This window comes from Methylovorus menthalis (assembly GCF_020523625.1).
GTDB classification, from domain to species: Bacteria; Pseudomonadota; Gammaproteobacteria; order Burkholderiales; family Methylophilaceae; genus Methylovorus; species Methylovorus menthalis.
In genome coordinates this window covers 1,465,379-1,481,329 of record NZ_JAJAQH010000006.1, presented here as the reverse complement: position 1 = coordinate 1,481,329, position 15,951 = coordinate 1,465,379, and the positions used below count along the sequence as shown (strand labels likewise).

Below are 15,951 nucleotides of genomic sequence, written 5' to 3'. Positions count from 1 at the left end.
TCAACAAATGATAATTATTCTTATTATTTCACAATTTGATCAGGCTGGCATGCCGGATTTGCGTTTGCGGTCTTGCTGCTGGCGCGAAATCATTGGCGTGGCCAGCCAGGAGGCACGCAATGGATTATCTTCGGCGAGGATGGTCAGAGCACATTCGGCCACTGTTTCGGTGCGTTTGACGATGCGGGATTGTTTTAAGGTATCGCGCCGGAAAAAATGCAGCTTGAGGCTGGCGCCTTCTGCCAGTCTGGTAACCTGATCCTGTAACTGTTTGGCGCTGACCTTGATGCCGTCGGCGGCAATAATCACATCCTGTGCGGCCAGCCCGGCTTCTTCGGCGGGGCTGTTGCGGTAAACATGCGCAATGCGGGTGTCCTGTTCGTTCGCCAGTTGCAGGCCCCAGGCACTGCGCAGGCTTTGATTGCCTGCGGGTTTTGCAGTCTCCTGATAATTGATGCCCAGTTTGGCAAACAGTTTACGGAAGGCTGGGTCCTCTGTGTCGCGTACCAGTTTTTCGAGGGCTTTCCGCAGGTTGTGCCCGGTGTGTTTCAGGATAAGCGCATCCATCTGCTCTTCCGGTACGGCCGCGCCAGTCAGCTGGTAATCGCGCCATAGACCCTGCATCAACACGTCCAGCGAGCTGCCTTTGCTGCGCAGGGTGAGGTCGATCGCCAGTGCCACCAGCGAGCCTTTCAGGTAATAGCTGATCTGCGCGTTGGGTGTGTTTTCATCCGGTTTGTAGAGCTTGATCCACGCATCAAAGCTGGACTCATCCACGCGCTGCACATGGCGGCCCGGGGTACGCAGGTAGCGGGTGATGGTTTTTGCCAAGTCCTTGAGGTATTCCTCCGGCGACATCAGGCCGCTACGCACCAGCATCAGGGTGTCGTAATACGCGGTAAACCCCTCAAACACCCAGAGCAGTCGCGTATAGGCTTCCCGCCCCAGGTCTGGTTCCACAAAGGCCTGGGGTCGCATGCGTTTCACATGCCAGGCATGAAAATACTCATGGCTGCATAGCCCCAGGAAATCCTGATAGCGGCTGGTGTCAGTCTCAACTCCTGCTGAAGGCAGCCAGCTGCGCGGGCAGATCAGGCTGGTGGAGTCGCGATGCTCCAGCCCGCCATATTGGTCATCGCCCGCGGCATACAGCATGAAATCGTAGCGATCAAATGGTGCATTGCCAAAAAAACCGATATGCGTTTCGCACAGCCTTTTGAGATCACGCGCAATCCGTTTCAGATCCGCTTGATGTTCGCCTGAAACAATCAGGCGATGTGGAATACCCGCCGCCTTGAACGTCACGATATCGAGCTTGCCTGTTTCCACCGGGTAGTCGATGAGCGCTCGGTAGTCAGGCGCTTCGTACAGGCCGAATCCAGCCCGATTCACCTTGATGGCGGGGAGTGCGGTACCGACTTGCCAACCCTTGATATCCGGAGCGTGCAGGGTTATTTGGCAAGGGGCATGTTCTTGACCATCCACGCATACAAACAGGCTGGAGCCATTGAAGTAGCCGCGCTCGCCATCCAGATAAGCTGTGCGTACCGAGAGATCATAGGCATATACCTGGTAGTGCAGGGTAAGCGGGCCTTTACAGGGCGCGCACTGCCAGCGATGTTTGCTGATTTTCTCAATCGCGACGGACTTGCCGTGCGACATGGCCTCCATGCTGACAATATGGCGCGCAAAGTCCCGCACCAGATAGCTGCCCGGTATCCAGGTCGGCAGAGACACCTGCTGGCCCTGCGAGGCAGGCTTGCTGATGGTGCACTCCACTTCAAACAGATGGGTGGTGGGCTGATTGAGATGAACCTGATAATGGATGGCGGACATAAATAGAGGGGACTGGCTAATAAGAAAAGGATGAGCTCAAGTGTAAAGCACCCGGCGACATCTGCAAGCGCGGTATTGCAAAGCCATGCATCATTTGCGCGACCATAAAAGCGACACATAAAAAAAGACCTGCTTCAGCAGGTCTTTTTTATCTTGCTACTCGTCAAGCATGAGAAAACCCAAGTTTACCAGGCTTACTTCTTGGCAGGGTTTTCTACAATCTTGGCCTTGCTGCGCAGGTCAGAGAGCAGTTTTTCCAGCTGACGCTGTTGCAATTGCTTCTTCAGCGCGGCCTGTACTTTTTCAAACGGCATGGGTTGCGCATCACGCACATCTTCCAGCTTGATCACGTGCCAGCCAAACTGGGTTTGTACTGGATCTGTGGTGTAGCTACCCTTTTTCATCTTGGCAACGGCTTCGCTGAATGGCTTGACCATGCTGCCTGGTGCAAACCAGCCCAGATCGCCACCATTTTCCTTGCCGCCTGGATCCTTGGATTTTTCCTTGGCCAGCTTTGAGAAATCAGCGCCTTTGCCCAGTTGGGCAATGATGTCCTTGGCTTCTGCTTCGGTGGATACCAGGATGTGGCGTGCGCTGTATTCCTTGTCGCCGACTTCCTGTTTGTATTTCTCATACTCGGCTTTGACGGCGGCGTCGCTCACCGGATTTTTCTTCAGGTAGTCTTCCAGGTAGCTGTTTACCAGCAATTCACGACCTGCCAGTTCTTGCTTCGCAACGAAGTCGGCTTGCTTGTCGTAACCACTGCGCTGGGCTTCCTGGTAGATCAGTTCGCTGCTCACCAGACGATTGATGATGACATTGCGTACATTGTCATCCACATTCTGGCCGCGGGCAGCCGCATCCTTGGTGATGTAATCAAAGAGCGACTGCTTGATCGGCTTGCCGTTGACGGTGGCAACGGCAGTGTCAGCCGCAATGGCTGCGGTGGACATGCTGATGGCAACGAATGCCAGCAGGGCGCTTAAAGTGATTTTCATGTAAGGCTTCCTTGTCATTTTAATGAGAGGTGTTGATTAGGGATTGGTTTCATCGGGCGCGACGGCACGAATGCTGAGCGCGTGAATTCTGGTGGGTATCAAGTCTGCGAGTGCCTGGTAAACAATCCGATGTCGGATTATGGGTGATTTGCCGCTAAATTGCGAGCTGACGATACGCACATTAAAGTGACCGCCACCGCCATTCCCGGCATGCCCAGCGTGCAGTGCACTGTCATCCTGAATGACGAGATCAACAGGCTCCAGTACCGCCAGGCGGCTGCGGATTTCTTCGAGCAGAGTCATCAGGCGGGCAGGGTCTTGCGGAAGGGTTTTACGCTGACATGCTGATAGACACCGGCGGCCACAAAAGGATCTGCATTGGCCCAGTCTGTCGCCTCCTGCAATGTGGCAAACTCAGCCACGATCAGGCTGCCGCTGTAGCCCGCCGGGCCTGGGTCTATACTGTCAATAGCGGGGAAGGGCCCCGCCAGCAGCAGGCGCCCTGCATCTTGCAGGGCTTGTAACCTTGCCAGGTGTTCTGGCCGGGCTTGCAGGCGTTTTTGCAGGCTTTCAGGCGTGTCTTGCGCCACAATGGCATACCACATTACTCGTTGCTTTCCATGTATTTGTTGAGGACTAGGGTCTGGCCGATGATGAACAGGAACATCAGGCCCATGGTGCCGAACAGTTTGAAATCGACCCAGATATCCGTGGGGAAGTGGAAGGCGATATACAGATTGAGGAATCCCAGCAGGGTGAAAAATAGCGCCCAGGCCAGATTGAGTTTGCTCCATACACTGTCGGCCATGGTGATCTGTTTTTCCATGAGCCCGCGCATGGCATTCTTGCCAAAGAAAAATTGCGATACCACCATGGCAATGGCGAATACCCAGTAAAGAATGGTCGGCTTCCATTTGATGAAGTTTTCGTCGTGCAACAATAGCGTGGCGCCGCCGAAGACAATGATGATTACACCGCTAGCAATCAGCATGTTATCTACCTTGCCATGCTTGAACTTCACCCAGGCAATTTGCAACACGGTGGCGATCATCGCTACCGCTGTCGCGGCGTATATGCCCGAAATCTTGAAGACGATGAAAAACAGAATGACCGGGAAGAGGTCAAAAAGAAACTTCATAACAAGCCTTACGCGTGAGGATGAGTTGTCGCATTTGCATGCGTGAGGTATTAGCCCTATCGGTATTTTGCTATGATTCGTCTTGTGCCACAAGACTTTACACTTCATGTTCTTCATTGCCAGCCTGACATGGCCTGCTGCAAGATGTTTTCGAGACGCGTTTCTTGATTGATCTGCATAGCCACTCCACGGTTTCCGACGGTACACTGACCCCGGCAGAACTGGTGCGCCACGCGGCAGCGCAAGGGGTCAGACTGCTCGCGCTGACCGATCACGACGATGTTGCTGGCCTGGAAGAGGCACGCCAGACGGCTCATGAGCACGGCATGCAATTTATCTCCGGTGTTGAAATCTCGGTGACTTGGAAACGCCGCACGCTGCATATTGTGGGTTTGCGCATCGATCCGGCTTACCAGCCGCTGGCTGAAGGTTTGGCCCGTATTCGCGCTGGTCGGCATATCCGGGCGCAAGGCATGGCGGCGAGCTTGCAGGCGGCGGGTGTCGAGGGCAGCCTAGAAGGCGCTTATCGGCATGCCAAGGGTATTATCAGCCGCACCCATTTTGCCCGCTATCTGGTCGAGGCTGGCTATGCCGCCGATACGCGCAAGGTATTCAAGCGCTTTCTGGTCAAAGGCAAACCGGGCTATTACGAACATCACTGGGCTGACCTGGATGAAGCGCTGGGCTGGATCATTGAGAGCGGTGGCGTTGCTGTGCTGGCGCATCCCGGGCGCTATGATCTTGGCCGCACCAACATGCTGTTGCTGCTGGAAGAGTTTCGCGCGCTGGGCGGCAGCGCGATTGAAGTGGTCACTGGCAGCCACACGCCGGACCAGTTTCAGGAATTTGGCAAGCTGGCGCGACAATTCAGCCTGCGAGCCTCGCTGGGATCGGATTATCATGGTCCCGGCCACACCTATATCGAGATGGGGCGCTTGCCCGATCTTCCCCATGGATGCGTGCCGGTCTGGCAGGACTGGCCAGAGCTGGAAAAGCTCACTCCCTTACCTTCTGTAGTCACCCCACTTTAACGACAGGCACGTCTGAATGGCCCAATATTTTGTTTTACATCCGCAGAACCCCCAGCCGCGCCTGATTGCGCAGGCCGTGGAGATTCTGCGCAATGGTGGGGTAGTCGCCTATCCTACTGACTCCAGTTATGCCTTGGGTTGCATGCTGGGTAACAAGGATGCGCAGGATAGAATCCGCGCCATCCGCGGCGTGGATGAAGACCATTTGTTTACCTTGGTATGCCGCAACCTGAGCGAACTTGCTGTGTATGCCCAGGTGGACAATAGCCAGTTTCGGCTGCTCAAGGCCAATACGCCGGGGCAGTACACCTTTATCCTCAAGGCGACCCGTGAAGTACCGCGTCGTCTGCAGCATCCCAAGCGCAGCACCCTTGGCCTGCGCGTGCCGGATCATGCCGTGACGCAAGTCCTGCTAGAGGCATTGGATGAGCCCATGCTGAGTATGTCGCTGCAATTGCCCGGAGAGGAAGATGTGCTGAATGAAGCCTGGGAAATCCGTGACCGGCTGGAACACCAGCTGGACCTGGTGATCGATGCCGGCGCCTGCTCCGCCACGCCGACCACGGTGATTGATCTCACCGGCGACAGCCCCATATTGGTCAGAGCCGGTGCCGGGAGTCTGGCACCTTTTGGCCTCACTGAATAAAGCCTACCCTTTTAAGGAAATCCTCGTTCGCCATGGAACTCACTTTCATCCAGAAAATTGCGATTTATGCGCTGCCTGTCATTTTTGCCATCACCGTGCATGAAGCAGCGCATGGGTATGCCGCGCGCTATTTTGGCGACATGACGGCCCATCAGGCTGGCCGCATTACGCTGAATCCGCTGCGGCATATCGACCCGATCGGCACCATCCTGATCCCGGCACTCACCCTGTTTTTCGGTGGCATCCTGTTTGGCTGGGCCAAGCCCGTGCCCGTGGACTTTTCGCGCTTGCGCCACCCTAAAAAAGACATGTTGTGGGTGGCTGCCGCAGGCCCCGCTTCCAATCTCATCATGGCGCTCATCTGGGCCCTGATCTGGAAATTTGCCCCCGCACTTTCACCGAGCATGGCGGTGCCTTTAAGCCTGATGGCGCAGGCCGGCATCATGATCAATGTGATACTGATGGTCCTTAACCTGTTGCCTTTGCCACCGCTCGATGGCGGGCGTATTGCCGTCAGTCTGCTACCCGATCGCCTGGCAGAGAAGTACGCAGGCATTGAGCGCTACGGCTTCGTTATTTTGCTGGTGCTGCTGTTTACCGGCGTGCTTTCGCAGATCATGCATCCTTTCATAAACGCCTCGATCGGCTTAATATCTTGGCTATTCAAATAACAATTCACTTTTTGGACTTCTAGACATCATGGCGGTTGAGCGTGTTTTATCGGGGATGCGTCCCACAGGCAATCTACATCTTGGGCATTATCATGGCGTGCTGAAAAACTGGACACGCTTGCAACACGAGCATGAGTGCCTGTTTTTTGTGGCTGACTGGCATGCCCTGACCACTCATTACGACACCCCCGAAGTCATTGAGGAAAGTGTCTGGGAAATGGTGATTGACTGGCTGGCTGCCGGTGTGGACCCCGCCAGCGCCACCATTTTCATTCAGTCGCGCGTGCCTGAGCATGCCGAACTGCATACCCTGCTGTCGATGATCACTCCCTTGAGCTGGCTGGAGCGCGTGCCTACCTATAAAGATCAGCAGGAAAAGCTCGCCAGCAAGGATCTTTCCACCTACGGTTTCCTGGGCTATCCCTTGCTGCAAAGTGCCGACATCCTGATTTACAAGGCCAGCCAGGTGCCGGTGGGCGAAGACCAGATTCCGCATATTGAATTCACGCGTGAGATCGCCCGTCGTTTCAATCACATCTATGGCCGCGAAAAAGGCTTTGAAGAAAAAGCCCATGCCGCGATCAAGAAGCTGGGCAACAAGCGCGGTGCCTTGTACGAAGAGCTGCGCACCCGTTATCAGGAAAGCGGCGATGATGAAGCGCTGGAATCGGCCCGTGCCATGATCGATGAGCAGCAGGGCATGAGCCTGGGCGACAAGGAGCGTTTGCTGGGTTACCTCGAAGGCGGCGGCAAGATCATCCTGCTGGAACCGGAATACAAGCTGACCCCGGCCTCGAAGATGCCTGGGCTGGATGGTCAGAAAATGTCCAAATCCTATAACAACACGATTTCATTGCGCGAATCGCCGGACGTGGTCGCCAAGAAGATCAAGACCATGCCGACCGATCCGGCACGTATTCGCCGTACTGATCCGGGTGATCCGGAAAAATGCCCGGTATGGCAGCTGCATGAAGTGTATTCCGACGATAAAACCCGCGAGTGGGTGCAGCAAGGCTGCCGTAGCGCCGGTATCGGCTGCATTGAGTGCAAGACACCCGTGATTGAGAGCGTGCTGGAAGAACTGAAGCCCATACAGGAACGTGCCGCGCAGTATGCTGAGGACCCGACCCTGGTCAAGAATGTGGTGGCCGAAGGCTGCGAGCGCGCGCGCAAACTGGCACGCGAGACCATGCGGGATGTTCGCGAGGTCATGGGCCTGAATTACTCTTGAACCGGATATGAACCACTGGCTTGCGCTCAGCATTGCGATTGTGGCCGAGGTGATTGCCACCACGGCCCTCAAATCTACCGAGGGCTTTACCCGCCTGGTGCCCTCACTGCTGGTCGTGGCTGGCTATGGCACCGCGTTTTATTTCATGACGGTCAGCCTGCGTGTGTTTCCGGTAGGCATCATGTATGCCATCTGGGCTGGCGTGGGCATCGTGCTGGTGGCCATCCTGGGCTGGGTGTTCTACAAGCAATCGCTTGATTGGCCCGCCATTCTCGGCATTGCGCTCATCATCAGCGGTGTTATCGTCATTCACGTGTTTTCGCACACCGTCGCTCACTGATGCAGACCCAGCTCGCAATTGACGTTCGTATCTATGGCGAGCAACTCGATACCATCCCGCAGGATCTTTATATTCCGCCCGATGCGCTGGAAGTCTATCTTGAGGCATTTGAAGGTCCGCTCGATCTGCTGCTCTACCTGATCCGCAAACATAATCTGGATATTCTGGATATCCCCATGGCGGAGCTCACGCGCCAGTACATGGATTATGTGGAAAAAATGCGGACCACCAAGCTGGAGCTTGCGGCTGACTATTTGTTGATGTCAGCGATGCTGATCGAGATCAAGTCACGCATGCTGCTGCCCAAGCCCGCCGATATTGAACAGGAAGATGATCCCCGTGCCGAGCTGGTTCGCCGCCTGATGGAGTACGAAGCCATCAAGCTAGCCGCGCAGCGACTGGATGACATGCCGCAGGTAGGGCAGGAGATTCTGGTGGCGCATTCCTATTTTGAGCAGATTGCCGTGGCAGGGCCACCCGGCATCAGTTTTGAAGACCTGATGACGGCCTGGCAATCGGTATTGCAACGCGCCAGCCATTTTCAGCATCACCGGGTCGGCCGTGCCGAACTCTCGGTGCGCGAGCACATGAGCCTGGTGTTGCGCCGATTGCAGCGCGATGGCATGGTGGAATTCATGGAGCTGTTTGACGTGGTGAATGACGGCCTGCCCAAGCTGGTCGTGTATTTCTTGGCGATTCTCGAGCTGGCGCGCGAAGGGCTGGTCAAGATCACGCAGCAGGCCTCATTTTCGCCTATTTATTTGCAGGCACAGGAGCGATAAGGTGTTGCAGGAACCGCTGAATACGGCGCAGATGAAACAGATACTGGAAGCCGCCTTGCTCACCGCCGGGCAGCCGCTTTCGCTGGACGAGTTGCTGCGCCCTTTTGATGGCCGCATGGAACGTGCGACCTTGCGCATGCTGCTGGATGAGCTTAAGGTTGATTGGCAGCCGCGTAGCCTGGAGCTGGTGCAAGTCGCCAGCGGCTGGCGCTTTCAGGCGCGGCCGGAGTTTTCGCTTTATCTTTCCCGCATTAATCCCGAGCGCCAGCAGCGCTATTCACGCGCTGCGATGGAAACGCTGGCCATCATCGCTTATCGCCAGCCGGTGACGCGCGGCGATATTGAGGAAATTCGTGGCGTGGCGGTTAACCCGAATATCATGCGCCAGCTGATTGAGCGCAACTGGATCGATGTGGTCGGCCAGCGCGATGTGCCGGGGCGGCCGTCTTTATATGCCACCACCAAGACCTTTCTGGATGATCTGAACCTGCGTTCGCTGTCTGAATTGCCCGCCATGGAGAACTTCAGCCAGCAGGATATTCTGTTTGAGCCGCCGCAACCCGAGTAGGTCCTGCAAGTTTTAATTTTTTAGCGCTCTGGTTGCCCGTATAATAAGCACTTAATTATTCAGGCAAGATTCAGATGGCACGTCCCTTCAAACAGCAACGCAACCCCGGAAATATCAAACCCGCCGCTTCTGTCAGTGTAGACCCGGATGCAGTACCACAGCGTTTGCACAAGCTGCTCGCGCTGGCGGGCCTAGGCTCACGCCGCGAAATGGAAGAACTGATCCTAAGCGGCCGCATCACCATCAACGGCAAGGTGGCCGAAGTCGGTGCTGCGGTGGTTCCCGGGGATGTGGTGCGTTTTGATAGCCGCCCAGTGCATCTGCCGTTTGAAGCAGAGTTGGCGCAGGTGTTGATCTACCACAAGCCCGAAGGCGAAATCGTTAGCCAGGATGACCCGGAAAAACGGGCCACGGTGTTCGACAAGCTGCCACGTGTGCGTGGTGCCAAATGGATTGCCATTGGCCGTCTTGATATCAATACTTCCGGCTTGCTCATTTTTACTACCTCCGGCGAATTGGCCAACCGTTTCATGCATCCGCGTTACGAAGTGGAACGTGAATATGCCGTGCGGATTTTTGGCGAGCTGACTGAAGGTGAAATGCTGCAGCTGACGCAAGGCATTGAGCTGGAAGATGGCCCAGCCAGTTTTGACAGCATTCGTCCCCAGGGCGGTGAAGGTGCCAATCACTGGTATCAGGTGGTCTTGCGCGAAGGCCGTAACCGTGAAGTACGCCGTTTGTTTGATGCTTTCCAGAAGCCAGTGAGCCGCTTGATGCGCGTGCGTTTTGGCCCGGTCAATCTGCCTCCACGTTTGAAGCGTGGTCAGATGCTGAATCTGGACCCCAAGGAAGTGCTGGGCCTTCTGGAATGGGCTGGCCTCCCTTTACCTACCGCTCCTTTGCGCCAGCGTACCGCACGCGAAAAAGAAAAAGCCGGTCAGGTATTTACCCCGAAAGCGCGTCGTGCTGCGCCTGAGCGTGAACCACGTCCCGAAGGCAGTGCAGCTCGTCCGGCATATGGTGCTCGCCCGGATGCAGCAGGCCGTGCCGATGGCAGAAAAACCAGCACCAGCCCTGCGCGCAAACCAACGCAATCACGCCGTATCCGCCAGGATGCAGATATCCCCGCACCACGTTCGCGTCGGCCCGCGACCAAGCGTTAAGCTGGCTTCCGCAAGTCCTTAACTACACCATCTCCCGGCCGAGCTGCTGGCAAATCAGTCGCTCGGCATCGTCCGCCGTTACCGGCGGACTGAACAGATAACCCTGGATTTTTTCGCAGCCGTTGGCACGCAGGAAGTCAGCTTGTGCCAGGGTTTCCACGCCTTCAGCCACTGCGCTGAGTTTGAGTGTTTTTGCCAGCGCCAGTATCGCCTGGGCAATGGCACTGCCTTCCGGGTCATCGGGCAAGCCCTTGATGAAGCTGCGATCAATCTTGATGGTATTGATGGGAAACTGCCGCAGGTAGCTCATGGATGAGTAGCCGGTGCCGAAATCATCAATCGCAATGCCCAGCCCGGCCTGGCGCAGCATATGCATTTTCTCGATCATGACGCTGGATTGGTCCATCAGCACACTTTCCGTCAGCTCGATATTGAGCAGGCTGGAATCCAGCCCCACCTTGTTCACCATGTTGACGATGTTCTGTACGATATTCGGATGCTGAAACTGCCGCCCGGAAAAATTCACATTCATGATCAAGTCGCTTGTATAACGTTCCTGCCAGGTTTTAGCCTGGCGGCAAGCGGTTTCCAGTACCCAGTCACCTATCTGCATGATGAGCCCGGAAGCCTCTGCCAGCGGGATGAAGACATCAGGCGGAATATTGCCAAGCTCGGGCTGGCGCCAGCGTAACAAGGCTTCAAAGCCCACGATCTTGCGGGTTTCCAGCGCCATAATTGGTTGGTAGCAAAGCTCCAACTCGTGCGCAGGCAATGCTTTTTGCAGCATGGACATGAGCTTTTCCTGCTGATGGGCAGACTCTTCAAGCTCACGCGAGTAGTAGCGGAAGGTATTCTTGCCATCGGCCTTGGCCCAGTACATGGCGGTATCGGCGTTGCGCAACAGCCCGGATACATTGTCGGCATCGGCGGGGAAATTGCTGATGCCGATACTGGCGCCGACAAATACCTCGTGCGTATTAATGACGAACTTCTCCGAGAACAGCGCGATGATGGCGCTGGCCGTGGCATCAATTGCCGAGAGCGGCTGGTCGCGCAGAATAATGGCGAATTCATCCCCGCCTATGCGACACAGAATGCTGCCCGCCACCAGGGTTTGCAGGATGCGGCTACCCGCGTCCCGTAGCAGGCTGTCGCCCGCCAGATGCCCCAGCGTATCGTTGACGGTCTTGAAGTTATCCAGGTCAATAAACATGAGGTAACAGGACTGCTGGCGCTGCGCGGCATGCTCCAGCAGCAGGGCCAGTTGTTCATTGAAAAAATGCCGGTTGGGCAAATACGTGACAGTGTCGTAATAGGCCAGTTTGTCTAGCTGCTCTTCGGCCAGTTTGCGCTGGGAAAGCTCGTCTTCAAGGCGCTTGCCATGGTTGTAGAGGCTCATCAGCATGCCGTCTATGCCGCGGGCTAGCGTGCCGAATTCATCGCGCCTGGCCATATTGGAACGCAGGCCATAGTTCTGCTCCGCCGAGACGCGACTGACAAAGGCCGTCAGCGAACTCAGGGGCTCGGTGATCAGCAGGTTAAGCCGCGCGGCAATCAGGCGGGCGGCCAGCATGGCGAGCAGGCCAGCCATCAATACCACCAGGGCAAACAGGCCAAGACGTGCATTGAGCTTGTTAAGGTTGATCTCGATATACAGAATCGCCAGCGGTTTTTGTTCCAGTATCAGCACATATCGGCGGTTCATGCGATGCAGGCCGGTATAGGGAACCCGGATATCTGGTGCATGGGGGTTTGCTACTTTGGCGTATTGGCTGAAGCGCTTGCCATTGTTGAGATACACCTCGGCGCGATTGATGCTGGGCACCAGTCGCAGGCTGGACAATATTTCATCGGCGGTCTTTTCATCCTCAAATACCACGGCGGCGCTGAGATTACTTTTCAGGATCTCGGCCTGGGCGTTGAGGTCGTTTTCGATATCGGTCAGCGCGCTCTGATATTGGAATACCAGCATGACGGCAAAGACAACCACAAGCGCGGTAGCGGTGACGATAAATTGTAAAATCAGCAGCTTGGTGCGTATCGAGCTGATGTTGAATCCTTTAAGAGCCATCGTCTTCCTTGCGTACAGTCTTTGCAAGCCTTAGCAGTTTTGAGCTGATCGTGAGATTGGCGCGCCTGGACTGTGCCAGGTCCACATTAAAGCTGAGGCGTTTGTTTTCTACGTTCATTTGTATCATGGCCTGGCTTTGACTGCCTTCACCCACGGTGAGCACGGGGCTGTTGGCAAGTCTGGACAGGGTCTGGCGGATGCCGGGGGCCATCGTTTCGCCGATGTAAAGTAACTGGCAATCAGCGGCATCCCGGTTGGCCGGTTCGATAATGCGCAGGTTGCGGCCATTGATCTGCTTGCTCGCCAGCAAACGCACATTGACCATATGTGTCTGGCCAGGTAGCAGGCAAATATTGATCACATCCTTGCCGTTATCCGGCCACTCGGTGAATACCACGAAGTTGTACAGATAGGCGGCGCGCATATCGCTGATCGGGATGACATCCTCCCCGTGGCTGCGCAGGATGGGCAGCAGGAAGGCAGCAATCAACAGGAGCGCGCGGATCAGCATCACTTGAAGTCGTAAATGCATTGCAGCCAGAAGGTGCGGCCATTCTGAGCGATGCGCTCAGGCAGCATGTAGCTGGGGGCCGCTACGGCATAGTCATGATTCAGCAGGTTTTTCAGGCTGGCCGATACTTCCAGGTTGGAGATCACCTGGCGCGACACCAGCGTGAGATTGACCAGGGTATAAGAGGGCAGGGTGGCACGGCCATCATCAGGCCGTTTGCCCATATACAGCACTTCCAGCCCGGAATTGAGGCGTGGGCCGAGCAGAGGATAAGAAATACTGCTTTTGGCCATATGCCGTGGCGAATTGATCATCTGCTTTCCACTATCGTCGCGGTTATCCTGCCAGGCATAGCTTGCGCGTGCATACGCACCATTGTCCCAGTGCTGTTCCAGCTCGATATCGGCGCCATGCGCGTGACTGTCGGGCCAGTTGAAATACTGGAGGGTGTTGGTGTCGACGTAGGTTTCCCCGATACGACGCTCGGTTTGATAGTGGTACAAAGACCCAAGAATGCGGATATTGGGCAACGGACGATGTTCCAGCACCAGCTCATAGGCTTTAACCAGCTCGTTTTTCAGGTCTGGATTCTCTCGCTGGATGGTGCGGTCGCTGTAATACTTTTCGTAGACGTTGGGCCGCCTGAAAGCGGTGGAGTACGAGGCTTTCAGCGTACTCATGTCACTGATCTCATAGGCCAGGCCCACACGCGGCGAAAGCTGGTGCAGATGATCATTGCCCATGTCCAGCCGGGCGCCATAATTCAATGTCAGCCGGGGCGAGACACTGTACTCGTCCTGGATATAGCTGCTGATGGTCTGCGTTTGACGGTGCTGGGTACCGACGGGCAGTTCAAAATCCTGCTGGTAATCCTGACGGTACTCGCCGCCTATGAGCAGGCGGTGCCGGGCAAAGCGCGTATCCACGAACTTGATATCCGTACCCCACCAGCGGCCGATTCCGCGCTCGCTGAAGAGCTCTCCGTCATACATATAGCGGCCTGCATTGCGGTATTGGCCGTAATACGTGCGCAATGACATCTTGAGCACCGGGCTTAGCGTGTCATCGTATTTGAGATTGAGGAAGCCACTAGCATCCCCCAGGCTACTGGGACTGGCATTGAAATCGGCGCTGTAGGCAGCAGTGGGGTCATCCTTGTAGCGGGAGACGTACCCGCCCTCAATCGACCATTGCTCGTAACTTCCCTTGAGGAAGTAGCGGCGATTGCGCTCGCCATCCAGATCGCGCGACACGCCATCACTACCACCGGTGGCATACTCCTTGAAATACAGGTTTTGCCCGGCGCTGTAAAAGGTGGAGGCGGACATCAGCACATCAGCCCCGTTATCAAATACCTTGCCATAGGTAATGCGTTGTTTGCGGCCCTGATGGCTTGAAAACTCGGTGCTGACCTGGGTGCCGTCAAACTGCTGACCGGTTTTGGTGATGATATTAATGATGCCGTAGAAGGCGCCGTTGCCATAGGTCACCGAGCCCGGGCCTGATATGTATTCCACACGCTCGATCAGCTCGGTATCAAGCAGGCCATCTTGTCCCAGGTACGCCGAGTTGTAGAGATTATCATTGGCCTGAAAACCATCAATCAGCAGCATGACGCGCCCGGGATAGTCGCCAGTGCGGCCGAATCCCCGGCCACCCATGTAGTCATACTGGCGGTCATTAGATACATGCAAGCCACGCATGCTGCTGAGAATGTCCGCCAGGGTACGGTAGCCGAAGAGCTTGATGTCTTCTGCCGTCACGATGCTGACAGCCGAAGACGACTGGCTGATCTGCTGCGAGATGCTGGCAGCCGTCTGCACATCGGTTTCCACCAGTTGCTCAAGCGGAATGTCGGTGATATCGCGTGCTGCCTGCGCGTGACTTGGCAGAGTGGCCAGACTGCCAAGCAGAAATGCCATTAAATAACGGGGTGCGATCAGAATATGCATGCCAGATAAATCAGTGGGTACAAAATGATGAGCTACCGCGCATGGTGTGCAGTAGCCCTTTTGTCGTGAATGGCCTGATCCTTTAGTTTGAATTCAACTAAGCTTTGGAAGGTGAGGGAAGCTGCTCTTTGCCGAGCAGGAAGACAAACTCGTTGCCAGACTCCACTTCCAGCCAGGTAAACGGCAGGTCAGGGTAGGCTGCATGCAGTGCATCGCGGTTGTGGCCGATTTCCACAATCAGCAGGCCGCCCTCATTGAGATGGCTGGCGGCTTCGCGCAGCAGGGTGTGCGTATGTTCCAGTCCATCGGTACCGCTGCCCAGCGCGATCTGCGGCTCATTGCGGTACTCTTCCGGCAGTTGTGCCATGGAGGGGGCGTCGACATAAGGCGGGTTGCTGATGATGAGGTCGTAAGTCTTGCCTTGCAGCGCGCTGAACATGTCGGATTGAATCGCCTTTACCTGGTCTTGCAGGCCGTAATTGGCGATATTGATATTGGCGACCGCCAGGGCATCTGTCGAAATATCCACCACATCGACTTCGGCATCGGGGAAGGCATGCGCCAGCAACACGCCCAGGCAGCCACTGCCGGTGCAGATGTCGGCCGCGCTTTCCACCATTTCGGGGTAATCAATCCATGGTGACAGGCCATCTTCCAGCAGTTCGGCGATAAACGAGCGCGGCACGATGACGCGCTCATCCACATAAAACTTGAAGCCCTTGAGCCAGGCCTCGCGAACGAGGTAGGCAGTGGGCACCCGTTGTTCCACGCGACGCTCCAGCAGATGCGCCAGATGCTTGCGCTCGGACTCGAGCAAGCGGCTATCCAGGAAATTATTCAGCGTGTCATGCGGCAGACGCAGCGCACTCATGATCAGCCAGACGGCTTCATCATAGGCATTGTCGGTGCCATGGCCAAAGAAGATGCCGGCCTCTTCAAACCGGCTGACGGCGAAGCGCAGCCAGTCGCGTATGGTGATCAGCTCTTCGCTCAGGCGGGGGTAGTGGCTCATG

General features: G+C 55.9%; 17 protein-coding genes. 8 read left to right on the top strand and 9 right to left on the bottom strand.

Annotation, left to right across the window (positions count from 1 at the left end):
• Positions 1 to 39: 39 nt before the first annotated feature.
• From LG204_RS12840 to LG204_RS12820, 5 genes are all read right to left on the bottom strand, one after another.
• The gene (locus tag LG204_RS12840) at positions 40 to 1,836 is read right to left on the bottom strand and encodes a M61 family metallopeptidase (protein WP_230337647.1); all 1,797 of its coding nucleotides are present in this window, start codon (positions 1,834 to 1,836) and stop codon (positions 40 to 42) included.
• Positions 1,837 to 2,030: 194 nt separating this feature from the next.
• Positions 2,031 to 2,834, bottom strand: coding sequence for a peptidylprolyl isomerase (locus LG204_RS12835; protein ID WP_230337646.1), 804 nt, complete (start codon positions 2,832 to 2,834; stop codon positions 2,031 to 2,033).
• Positions 2,835 to 2,870: 36 nt separating this feature from the next.
• Entirely contained in the window at positions 2,871 to 3,137 is a 267-nt protein-coding gene (locus tag LG204_RS12830) for a BolA family protein (protein ID WP_230337645.1), read from the bottom strand.
• Positions 3,137 to 3,439, bottom strand: coding sequence for a YciI family protein (locus LG204_RS12825; protein ID WP_230337644.1), 303 nt, complete (start codon positions 3,437 to 3,439; stop codon positions 3,137 to 3,139). Before LG204_RS12825 ends, LG204_RS12830 begins: the two co-directional genes overlap by 1 nt.
• Positions 3,439 to 3,972, bottom strand: coding sequence for a septation protein A (locus LG204_RS12820; protein ID WP_230337643.1), 534 nt, complete (start codon positions 3,970 to 3,972; stop codon positions 3,439 to 3,441). The genes LG204_RS12825 and LG204_RS12820 overlap by 1 nt, the downstream gene beginning before the upstream one ends.
• A gap of 134 nt (positions 3,973 to 4,106) precedes the next feature.
• Here LG204_RS12820 and LG204_RS12815 point away from each other — a divergent pair, with 134 nt between their 5' ends.
• The 8 genes from LG204_RS12815 to rluB all read left to right on the top strand — a co-directional run bounded on the left by LG204_RS12815 (position 4,107) and on the right by rluB (position 10,404).
• The gene (locus LG204_RS12815; RefSeq protein ID WP_230337899.1) at positions 4,107 to 5,003 is read left to right on the top strand and encodes a 3',5'-nucleoside bisphosphate phosphatase; all 897 of its coding nucleotides are present in this window, start codon (positions 4,107 to 4,109) and stop codon (positions 5,001 to 5,003) included.
• Positions 5,004 to 5,019: 16 nt separating this feature from the next.
• On the top strand, positions 5,020 to 5,649 hold the full coding sequence (locus LG204_RS12810) for an L-threonylcarbamoyladenylate synthase (protein WP_230337642.1): 630 nt from the start codon (positions 5,020 to 5,022) through the stop codon (positions 5,647 to 5,649).
• Between the two features lie 32 nt (positions 5,650 to 5,681).
• Positions 5,682 to 6,320, top strand: coding sequence for a site-2 protease family protein (locus tag LG204_RS12805; protein WP_230337641.1), 639 nt, complete (start codon positions 5,682 to 5,684; stop codon positions 6,318 to 6,320).
• A 28-nt stretch (positions 6,321 to 6,348) separates the two neighbouring features.
• On the top strand, positions 6,349 to 7,551 hold the full coding sequence (locus tag LG204_RS12800; protein ID WP_230337640.1) for a tryptophan--tRNA ligase: 1,203 nt from the start codon (positions 6,349 to 6,351) through the stop codon (positions 7,549 to 7,551).
• 7 nt (positions 7,552 to 7,558) lie between these two features.
• Positions 7,559 to 7,891: a DMT family transporter gene (locus LG204_RS12795; RefSeq protein ID WP_230337639.1), complete on the top strand. Its 333-nt coding sequence runs from the start codon at positions 7,559 to 7,561 to the stop codon at positions 7,889 to 7,891.
• Complete coding sequence (locus LG204_RS12790; protein ID WP_230337638.1) at positions 7,891 to 8,673, top strand: segregation and condensation protein A; 783 nt, start codon at positions 7,891 to 7,893, stop codon at positions 8,671 to 8,673. The genes LG204_RS12795 and LG204_RS12790 overlap by 1 nt, the downstream gene beginning before the upstream one ends.
• 4 nt (positions 8,674 to 8,677) lie before the next feature.
• Positions 8,678 to 9,241 carry an SMC-Scp complex subunit ScpB gene (gene scpB / locus LG204_RS12785; RefSeq protein WP_230337898.1) on the top strand — a complete coding sequence of 188 codons (564 nt, stop codon included), beginning with the start codon at positions 8,678 to 8,680 and terminating at the stop codon, positions 9,239 to 9,241.
• 74 nt (positions 9,242 to 9,315) lie between these two features.
• The gene (gene rluB / locus LG204_RS12780; protein ID WP_230337637.1) at positions 9,316 to 10,404 is read left to right on the top strand and encodes a 23S rRNA pseudouridine(2605) synthase RluB; all 1,089 of its coding nucleotides are present in this window, start codon (positions 9,316 to 9,318) and stop codon (positions 10,402 to 10,404) included.
• 22 nt (positions 10,405 to 10,426) lie between these two features.
• Here rluB and LG204_RS12775 read toward each other — a convergent pair whose 3' ends face one another.
• From LG204_RS12775 to prmB, 4 genes are all read right to left on the bottom strand, one after another.
• Entirely contained in the window at positions 10,427 to 12,475 is a 2,049-nt protein-coding gene (locus LG204_RS12775; protein WP_230337636.1) for a bifunctional diguanylate cyclase/phosphodiesterase, read from the bottom strand.
• Positions 12,465 to 13,007: a YfiR family protein gene (locus tag LG204_RS12770; RefSeq protein WP_230337635.1), complete on the bottom strand. Its 543-nt coding sequence runs from the start codon at positions 13,005 to 13,007 to the stop codon at positions 12,465 to 12,467. The genes LG204_RS12775 and LG204_RS12770 overlap by 11 nt, the downstream gene beginning before the upstream one ends.
• Positions 12,986 to 14,938 carry a TonB-dependent receptor plug domain-containing protein gene (locus LG204_RS12765; RefSeq protein WP_230337634.1) on the bottom strand — a complete coding sequence of 651 codons (1,953 nt, stop codon included), beginning with the start codon at positions 14,936 to 14,938 and terminating at the stop codon, positions 12,986 to 12,988. Before LG204_RS12765 ends, LG204_RS12770 begins: the two co-directional genes overlap by 22 nt.
• Before the next feature lie 97 nt (positions 14,939 to 15,035).
• Entirely contained in the window at positions 15,036 to 15,950 is a 915-nt protein-coding gene (gene prmB / locus LG204_RS12760; protein ID WP_230337633.1) for a 50S ribosomal protein L3 N(5)-glutamine methyltransferase, read from the bottom strand.
• Position 15,951: the final 1 nt, after the last annotated feature.

Excerpts from the sequence above, each read along its gene's own strand:
- LG204_RS12835 (WP_230337646.1), bottom strand. The coding sequence starts at position 2,834 with ATGAAAATCACTTTAAGCGCCCTGCTGGCATTCGTTGCCATCAGCATG.
- rluB (WP_230337637.1), top strand. The coding sequence starts at position 9,316 with ATGGCACGTCCCTTCAAACAGCAACGCAACCCCGGAAATATCAAACCC.
- LG204_RS12825 (WP_230337644.1), bottom strand. The coding sequence starts at position 3,439 with ATGTGGTATGCCATTGTGGCGCAAGACACGCCTGAAAGCCTGCAAAAA.
- LG204_RS12805 (WP_230337641.1), top strand. The coding sequence starts at position 5,682 with ATGGAACTCACTTTCATCCAGAAAATTGCGATTTATGCGCTGCCTGTC.
- LG204_RS12840 (WP_230337647.1), bottom strand. The coding sequence starts at position 1,836 with ATGTCCGCCATCCATTATCAGGTTCATCTCAATCAGCCCACCACCCAT.
- LG204_RS12790 (WP_230337638.1), top strand. The coding sequence starts at position 7,891 with ATGCAGACCCAGCTCGCAATTGACGTTCGTATCTATGGCGAGCAACTC.
- prmB (WP_230337633.1), bottom strand. The coding sequence starts at position 15,950 with ATGAGCCACTACCCCCGCCTGAGCGAAGAGCTGATCACCATACGCGAC.
- LG204_RS12765 (WP_230337634.1), bottom strand. The coding sequence starts at position 14,938 with ATGCATATTCTGATCGCACCCCGTTATTTAATGGCATTTCTGCTTGGC.
- LG204_RS12810 (WP_230337642.1), top strand. The coding sequence starts at position 5,020 with ATGGCCCAATATTTTGTTTTACATCCGCAGAACCCCCAGCCGCGCCTG.
- LG204_RS12820 (WP_230337643.1), bottom strand. The coding sequence starts at position 3,972 with ATGAAGTTTCTTTTTGACCTCTTCCCGGTCATTCTGTTTTTCATCGTC.
- LG204_RS12770 (WP_230337635.1), bottom strand. The coding sequence starts at position 13,007 with ATGCATTTACGACTTCAAGTGATGCTGATCCGCGCGCTCCTGTTGATT.
- LG204_RS12800 (WP_230337640.1), top strand. The coding sequence starts at position 6,349 with ATGGCGGTTGAGCGTGTTTTATCGGGGATGCGTCCCACAGGCAATCTA.
- LG204_RS12775 (WP_230337636.1), bottom strand. The coding sequence starts at position 12,475 with ATGGCTCTTAAAGGATTCAACATCAGCTCGATACGCACCAAGCTGCTG.
- LG204_RS12830 (WP_230337645.1), bottom strand. The coding sequence starts at position 3,137 with ATGACTCTGCTCGAAGAAATCCGCAGCCGCCTGGCGGTACTGGAGCCT.
- LG204_RS12795 (WP_230337639.1), top strand. The coding sequence starts at position 7,559 with ATGAACCACTGGCTTGCGCTCAGCATTGCGATTGTGGCCGAGGTGATT.